This window comes from Leuconostoc lactis (assembly GCF_007954625.1).
Classification (GTDB): domain Bacteria; phylum Bacillota; class Bacilli; order Lactobacillales; family Lactobacillaceae; genus Leuconostoc; species Leuconostoc lactis_A.
Genome location: NZ_CP042422.1, coordinates 21,935 through 28,768 on the forward strand (window position 1 = coordinate 21,935; position 6,834 = coordinate 28,768).

Genomic DNA, 6,834 nt, shown 5'->3' on the forward strand with positions numbered 1-6,834 from the left:
AGTACCTTATGATAAAATTATAGACTTATTTCATGTAGTATCGTTGTTCCCGTTTGTAAAAGGCTTCTTTCCCACCTTCTAGTAAATCTGTTATTTGATCTCGAATATCTGAAGTTTCAAGTGATCCAGAAGAGTAGTTAATACTAAAAGCTGAACTATCACGTTCAGCAATGATTATTTCTTCTGCATCTGTTAGAACTACTAGATTTGCGTTATGAGTTACCAGTATGACTTGTCGAGTATTTGAAATTTCTTTTAGTAATGGAACAAGCATCTTCACTATTGTATTATTATCTAAATCGTCTTCCGGTTGGTCTAATATAATAGTTGACTGGTTATTGGAGGCCATTAAAAGAACCTGTAATAGTACAACACCTTTCATACCGGGTGACATTTCTTGTAGAGAATCATTTCCCAACAGGAGATCAAAAGTGAAATGGGTTAATTTTTTCATGATTACCTTGACAAGGTCAATGTTATCATGGTTATTATTAAATTTAATGTCATTATTGTTGAGCACTGTACCAATCTGAGTGGACAGTGCTTTTTGATCGGTAGACCATTTAAACGAACCATTACTTTGATTTATCATGGTGAGATCTAGATCTTCTGGCAAACTATATCGTCTATTTATATGATTAGAAATCTCATCTTGCCAATCGACAGTATCTTTTAAAATCAACCTAGTTGATTGATCCTCTACCTGACCAAAGTTCAATATATTCAGTTTGTTTATTGAATCTTGAAAAGTAGTTCTAGCAGAATCAATTTTAGATATTAAGTTGATGATTTTTTCGATAGATTTTTTATACGCATCTTCATATTTTTGTAAATTGTCTTTGGCCGACGCGAGCTTGGTTATGTCATCATTTACGATAAGTAAGTTTTTATCGATTTCTTCAATATTTTTGCGAACGGCAGTATCCTTGGTGTTTATTTCGTTTATTTCAGATTGAATAGTTTCAATTTGAACGGTATTTTTTGCTATTTCAGTGTCAAGGAAGTTTATTTCAACATCTTTAATATCTGATAAACTGGATTTAAATTCACTCCAGTTTTTTGAAATGGCACTTTTATTTTCTGCTGTTCTCAACGATGAAAAATGAACTTTTAAAGTTTCAATTAGAGGATCCATTTGTTTATGGAAATTATCTATTTCTGAAAAAGTCTTACTTAATTTATATTTTTTGTCATTTAACTCTGATAATGTAGTTTTATTTTCAGCTAGCTTTATTTCATTCTCATTTTTATTAGAAATTTCCGTTTCAGTTAAAGATGAGTTCGAAATAATTTCTTGTTTTTTTTCAGATAAATTATTCAGTATTTCATTTAAAGCTTCTTGAGTTCTAAGTGCGGAAATTTCTTTTTTAGCTGCTATAATGTAGAGTTTATTATCTGATAAACTCTTTGTAATATTGTCTATTTCATTATTGTGTTCATTAATAATATCTTGATAATTATCAAGAATAATTTTTGCCTTCTCGCTGCGAGAAATTATTCGAGAAATTGTATCTTGAAGGTTTGTATTATCTTCTGATAGATTGCTAATATAATTTTGCGGATAATATTCTACTTGGACATCCAGCTGATTTGCTAGTGATGTAATTAAATTGGTTTGTATATTCTTCGTTATGAATTCGTATTTTTTCAGACTGTCATTAATATTTTCATCAGTAAATTTAAGTGATGCTTTTTTTGCGAATAAAGTTGCTAATGTTGATTTCCCAGAAGAACGTGGGCCGATAATAACGTTAAGATTGGGGTTAATCTCTAATTTGCTTGGAGACACCTGAAAATTATTAGTTGTTGGTTCGAATTCAATAGCCTTTATATACGGAGACCGAGAATCGTTTGGATTATTTTTTGAAGAGTTTGATAATTTAGTCCTGTTTATTGGATCATATTTTATTTGTTTTAGTCCGTTAAAGGACAGGTCTGATTTTATCCAACTATATGTCTCACCTATGGTGTAACGATCCGTGTCTTCTTTTGGAAGAAAACCATGAGCATCTGAACCACTTAGAACGGGTTTTATTTCAGTATTGTTACTCCAAAAATTGTAATCCTTTAGGTTATGTGAGAATACTATGTCGGTTATATTAGCTATATCATCATAGACAAAATCCCCTTTTCCACTATTGTTTTGTAGTGTTCCAGAGATGTCTTCATTTGGTACGGCAATTAAATAAGCTCCTTCGAAATTTATATTCGATTTTAATAAATCACGAAGTGTTTTCTTTGATATTGAGAATCGTTCCTTCACATCTTTTATGCTATCGGATTCCGTTGCTGACCTTAAACTTTCTAACCCAGATTCGTTGAATTTAAAGATATGTTGGTTATACTCGTAACTTAATTGACTAATAAAATTAGTCCTGATATCTTCAGGAGAGAGTTTGTCAGGATCGAAGAGTATATGTAGGTTAACTAATTCGTTGCTTTTACCGCGTACTGAAGTTTCTAAACGAATCTCAATATTGGGAAGTAAATAGACATTTTTTGGGAATTTACCGTTTTTTTGTAGCTCGACTAAATATTCATAGTTATCTATACTGTAATAATCAGTAACTCCAATTGCATCTATTTTATTTTCAATAATTTTTGTTTTAAAGTTTTCGAGAATATCTGAATCCTGTAACGTTCCACCAAACTCATTATTTCTTTCTGTCCCTGGTGTATGCATATGGATATCCCACTTATGCCATAATGACCCTGAGTTAATCATGAAAAAACCGCCTCATTTTATTTTAAATACTTTTATATTTTATCATTATTTATTAATTTGGCTGACTAAAATTTACGCATTGCAATAGCTACAACCCTTCTCATGTTAGGCCCTTAAGATGATATTTGGTACTGGATTAAAATATATTCCGAGGTGTTACTGGCAAAAGGTAATTGTTTTAGAACATTCTCTGATATGGACTAGTATGTCTCTCTCACAATGTGCATTATCCCAATAATAGGGAATTAAGGGTCTATAATTACATAATAACCCCTCGAAAAGACTATCAAAACAGCCCCATTATCTAATCACTAGATAATGGGGGCTTTTTTTTATTTATTTATAATAATGACCCCTTAACGTCGCTACATTTTTCCATAATTTTATAATTAGACCGTTATATATGAATTACGATGCGATGCAACAACTTTCCCTACTAATTAAAGACTCCACCACCTTTAAAAACCACGCAGCTTATTTATGGAGATTGCAGCAACTAAAGTGAAACAATCATTTTAGTCGCTATTTTTTGAAAGCGCTTTCTATTAGTGCTATGATTAACCTATTAAATCATTAATAGGAGGAGAAAACATGTCTATAAAAAATGTAACTGTTGCAGGTGGTGGTATTTTAGGTGGGCAAATTGCCTTTCAAAGTCAGTTCATGGGATTCAATGTTACGGTTTATGATGTCAATGATTCTGCTCTAAAACACTCTGAGCAATTAATGACATCATATCCTGATATTTATAAAAATTTCTATGAAGATGGTGAAAAAGCGGATGAAGTTATTGAAAAAATTCGCTTTAGTTCTAATCTAGCTGATGCTGTTCAGGATGCAGACCTAGTAATTGAGGCCATTCCAGAAAATGTCAACATTAAGAAGGATTTCTATAAGCAACTTTCGAGAGTTGCCCCCAAAAAAGCAATATTTGCTTCAAATTCTTCTACGTTCGTCCCATCTCAATTTGTTGACAGTGTTGATCGTCCAGAAAAATTTTTAGCCCTACATTTTGCTAACCAAATATGGGTCAACAATATTGCTGAAATTATGGGACATGCGGGAACTGATGAGAAGTATATTGACGAACTTGTGAAATTTGCGAGAGATATCCGAATGGTCCCTTTTAAATTAAACAAGGAACAACATGGTTATATTCTAAATTCACTCTTAGTTCCATTTTTAGATGCGGGACAAAAACTGTGGGCAAATGAAATTTCCGATCCTCATACAATTGATAAAGCTTGGATGTTAGCAACGAAGGCTCCAATGGGACCGTTTGCAATATTAGATGTTGTTGGTCTACAGACACCCTATAATTTAGCTTTATCAAGGTCAGAAACAGATGAAGAACAAGCCAATATTGCTCGTTTGATAAAAGAAATGATCGATAAGGGACATACGGGATTAGCAGCAGGAAAGGGATTCTATGAATATCCTAACCCTGAATACCAACAAGAGTCATTCTTAAAATAAGGATGACATTAACGTTTTTTTAATAGATTATATCAACATAAAGCGTAGTAAAAGGAGGCCATTATGCGATATTCTAACGGAAATTATGAAGCTTTTGCACGTCCAAGGAAGCCCAAAAATGTGGATCAAAAATCAGCGTATATTATTGGAGGAGGGCTGGCCGGATTGGCTACCGCTGTTTTCTTGGTGCGCGATGGACAAATGTCCGGGGAAAAAATTCATATATATGAGGAATTGCCTACTCCGGGTGGATCGTTAGATGGAGAAAAGCGTGCCAATATCGGCTTTGTGACACGTGGTGGTCGAGAAATGGAAAATCATTTTGAAACTATGTGGGACATGTATCGATCAATTCCTTCTTTAGAAATTGAAGACGCCTCTTACTTAGATGAATTTTATTGGCTAGATAAAGATGATCCAAATTCATCTAATACTCGCCTAATTTATAATCGCGGACAGCGCGTACCAACTGATGGCCTCTACACTTTGGATGAAAAATCTAAAGAATTAATAGATTTAGTTTTAACTCCTGAGTCAAAATTGGGTAAGACGACTATTGAGGAATTCTTCTCAAATGAGTTCTTTGAAAGTAACTTTTGGATGTACTGGGCAACTATGTTTGCTTTTGAAAAGTGGCACTCTGCAGTTGAGATGCGTCGATACACGATGCGATTTATTCATCATATTGATGGATTACCTGATTTTAGTGCCCTAAAGTTCAATAGGTACAATCAGTATGAGTCTATGGTTCTACCAATTATAAGGTATTTAGAGTCATACAATGTCGAATTCATCTATGATACACAAGTTAATAATGTTGTGGTAGATTTCGAAAATGACGAAAAAATTGCAAAAAAACTCGTGATCCAGGATGGTGATGATGTTAGCCTATCACGTGATGATCTTGTATTCGTTACAAATGGTTCTATTACAGAAAGTTCAACATACGGAAGCCATGATAAACCCGCTCCTATATCAAAAGAGTTGGGTGGTAGTTGGTCACTATGGAAGAATCTGGCAGAACAATCTAATGATTTCGGTCATCCAGAAGTATTCTACGATAACCTACCTGACAAAAGTTGGTTCGTATCAGCGACAGCCACTATAAAATCACCAGAAATTGAACCTTACATTGAACGTCTCACCAATCGTGATTTGCATGATCACAAAATTAATAGTGGTGGGATCATTACCATAACCGATTCGAACTGGTTGATGAGTTTCGCGGTTCACAGGCAGCCACATTTCAAAGAACAAAAAGAAAATGAAACAATTGTATGGATATATGGATTATATTCAGATACCAAAGGAAATTTTGTTGATAAGACTATTGTAGAAAGTTCTGGTGAAGAAATCACTCAAGAACTCCTTTATCACCTTGGTGTCCCTGAGTCCAAGATCAAACAATTGTCTAACCAAAACAATATAAATACCGTTCCAGTATTTATGCCATTTATTACGTCATACTTTATGCCCCGCGTTGCGGGTGATAGGCCAGATATTGTTCCTAAGGGATCTGTTAATTTAGCCTTTATTGGTAATTTCGCAGAGTCACCTAGTAATGACACCGTGTTCACTACCGAATATTCAATTAGGACAGCCATGGAATCTGTATATACTTTGCTTGAAGTTGAACGAGCTGTTCCTGAAGTTTATGGATCCATTTATGATATTCGAGAACTACTTAAAGCCATCTACTATATGGGAGATAAAAAAACCATTGATGAGGCTAATTTAGGAATCCCTAAATTAGCTAAAGTAGTTCTAAAAAAGAAGATAAAGGGAACGTTTATCGAAGAGCTACTTACCGAGAGTAAATTACTATAAAACACAATAGCCGTAAAAAATTTTAAAGCGACAAAATTATTGCCAATTATAAGTACCAAACCCATTATGCGTCATATTTTTGTAGTAATGGACTGTTAGTTTTGGAAAAAGACTGCTCTTATGCTAGATTTACGGACAGATTTTCTTCTGCCCTGTAAACTAATAGCATAGGAGCATTTTTTAATATGATTCGATACAAAAAAGAATTTAACCAGTCTCTTGTTGAGATGCACAATCAAGGCCGTTCATATGCTGATCTATCCGCTGAATATGGACCTTCGGTCGACTCAATCCGTAACTGGGTCAAGTTGTACGCGTTCCACGAAGTGGACGGCGAAAAATGGACGCAAGCTGATGTAAACGCATTACAAAAGGAAAACGACAAACTTCGCGAAGAACTTGAGATTTTAAAACGAGCCGCGGTGTTACTTTCGAAGTACAACTAACGCAAAATCGCGAGTTAGGACTGGAAATCATTGACCGTTCGCTCGCAATGGGACACCGCATAACAAGCGTTTTATCAGCTTTGAATATAGCTCGAAGCACTTATTATCAATGGAAAAATTGGCATCCCAGCCAACAAGAGACGCGTCGCAACGCTCTAAAAATGGCAATCAAAGCCGTCTACAACACCAATCGTGGGATCTATGGCTACCGACGCATCGCCGCATTTTTACGGTTCATTTTGAACACTGAAGTTGGTGATCGTTTGGTTTGGGAGCAATTATGTTAGCATTCAAAAAGTTGAGATACCGACACTATCTTAACTTTTTTATGTGGTTAAGCTGACACCAGCTTAACCCACG

5 protein-coding genes are annotated in these 6,834 nt (G+C 34.6%); 4 read left to right on the forward strand and 1 reads right to left on the reverse strand.

All coding sequences use genetic code 11. From position 1 onward, the window contains the following. Window positions 1-25: 25 nt before the first annotated feature. Window positions 26-2,725, reverse strand: a complete 2,700-nt coding sequence (locus FGL80_RS08610; RefSeq protein WP_147002025.1) for a TrlF family AAA-like ATPase — start codon at window positions 2,723-2,725, stop codon at window positions 26-28. 591 nt (window positions 2,726-3,316) lie between these two features. Here FGL80_RS08610 and FGL80_RS08615 point away from each other — a divergent pair. From FGL80_RS08615 to FGL80_RS09305, 4 genes are all read left to right on the forward strand, one after another. Continuing rightward, window positions 3,317-4,201, forward strand: a complete 885-nt coding sequence (locus tag FGL80_RS08615; protein ID WP_147002026.1) for a 3-hydroxyacyl-CoA dehydrogenase — start codon at window positions 3,317-3,319, stop codon at window positions 4,199-4,201. Between the two features lie 63 nt (window positions 4,202-4,264). Next, window positions 4,265-6,028 carry an oleate hydratase gene (locus tag FGL80_RS08620; RefSeq protein WP_147002027.1) on the forward strand — a complete coding sequence of 588 codons (1,764 nt, stop codon included), beginning with the start codon at window positions 4,265-4,267 and terminating at the stop codon, window positions 6,026-6,028. Window positions 6,029-6,213: 185 nt separating this feature from the next. Further along, entirely contained in the window at window positions 6,214-6,474 is a 261-nt protein-coding gene (locus FGL80_RS08625) for a transposase (RefSeq protein ID WP_227784244.1), read from the forward strand. A 47-nt stretch (window positions 6,475-6,521) separates the two neighbouring features. After that, window positions 6,522-6,761 carry an IS3 family transposase gene (locus FGL80_RS09305; RefSeq protein WP_408582328.1) on the forward strand — a complete coding sequence of 80 codons (240 nt, stop codon included), beginning with the start codon at window positions 6,522-6,524 and terminating at the stop codon, window positions 6,759-6,761. Window positions 6,762-6,834: the final 73 nt, after the last annotated feature.

Coding starts and splice junctions, on each gene's coding strand:
- FGL80_RS09305 (WP_408582328.1), top strand. CDS start 6,522: ATGGGACACCGCATAACAAGCGTTTTATCAGCTTTGAATATAGCTCGA.
- FGL80_RS08615 (WP_147002026.1), top strand. CDS start 3,317: ATGTCTATAAAAAATGTAACTGTTGCAGGTGGTGGTATTTTAGGTGGG.
- FGL80_RS08625 (WP_227784244.1), top strand. CDS start 6,214: ATGATTCGATACAAAAAAGAATTTAACCAGTCTCTTGTTGAGATGCAC.
- FGL80_RS08620 (WP_147002027.1), top strand. CDS start 4,265: ATGCGATATTCTAACGGAAATTATGAAGCTTTTGCACGTCCAAGGAAG.
- FGL80_RS08610 (WP_147002025.1), bottom strand. CDS start 2,725: ATGATTAACTCAGGGTCATTATGGCATAAGTGGGATATCCATATGCAT.